Here is a 1,186-nt window from a genome sequence, read left to right on the forward strand (position 1 = left end):
TATCAAGCGGCTGCCGTGGCTCAGTGGCGGTCGCTATGGCCTCTCTTCCAAAGAGTTCACCCCCGCCATGTGCGCGGCGGTGTTCGAGGAGCTGGCCTCCGATGCGCCGCGCCCCCGCTTTACCGTGGGGATAGTGGATGATGTGTCGGGCCTCAGTCTGGCCTGGCACCCCATAGGCGATCTGGAGCCCCCTAGTCGGGTGCGGGCGCTCTTCTTCGGTCTTGGCGCCGACGGCACTGTGGGCGCCAACAAGAACAGCATCAAGATCATCGGCGAGCTGGAGGGGTTCCACGCTCAGGGCTACTTCGTCTACGACTCCAAGAAGTCGGGCTCGCGCACCGTCTCCCACCTGCGCTTTGGCCCCGAGCCCATCGACGCCCCCTGGCTTATCGAGCAGGCGAGCTTTATCGGCTGCCACCAGTGGGGCTTTGCCGAATCGGTCGATCTGCTGGAGCACGCCGCCGAAGGGGCGACCCTGCTGCTCAATGCTCCCTATGAGCCTGACCGGGTCTGGGCCGAGCTGCCCGAGCGGCTGCGCGCCCGCATCCGCGCCCTCGATATCCGCCTCTATTGCATCGACGGGGATCGGGTGGCCGAGCGCAACGGCATGGGCAATCGCATCAACACCATCATGCAGACCTGTTTCTTCGCGCTGGCTGGCATCTTGCCGCGGGATGAGGCGATTGAGCTGATCAAGGAGAGCATCGAGAAGAGCTATGCCCGCAAGGGGCCCGAAGTGGTCGAGCGCAACTTCGCGGCGGTGGACGACACCCTGGCCCACATCCATCAGGTGGCCATCCCGGCCGGTGAGGAGCAGATCAGCGACTATCCGCTGCCACTGGCACCGGGTGGCAGCGAATTTGTCCAGCGGGTCACCGGCGAGATGCTGGCGGGGCGCGGCGATCGCATCCCGGTCTCCATGCTGCCGGTGGATGGCACTTACCCCACCGCCACCAGCCGCTTCGAGAAGCGGGATATCGCCCGCGAGATCCCCATCTGGCATTCGGATATCTGTATCCAGTGCGGCAACTGCGTCTTTGTCTGCCCCCACGCGGCGCTGCGGGCCAAGTTCTACCATCAGGACTGGCTGGCGAGCGCCCCCGAGGCAGCGCAGTCGGTGCCCGTTACCGCCAGGGGCTTCCCCGACAGCCGCTACACCTTGCAGCTCTATCCGGAAGATTGCACC

1 protein-coding gene is annotated in these 1,186 nt (G+C 65.4%); it reads left to right on the top strand.

Features of this window, described 5'->3' with window-relative positions:
- The coding region (locus tag AACR77_RS04755) for a 2-oxoacid:acceptor oxidoreductase family protein (RefSeq protein WP_042880068.1) at positions 1-1,186 on the top strand (1,186 nt) is incomplete at both ends.

It is taken from the genome of Aeromonas sp. ZOR0002, assembly GCF_963866995.1.
In the GTDB taxonomy this organism is placed as follows: Bacteria; Pseudomonadota; Gammaproteobacteria; order Enterobacterales; family Aeromonadaceae; genus Aeromonas; species Aeromonas caviae.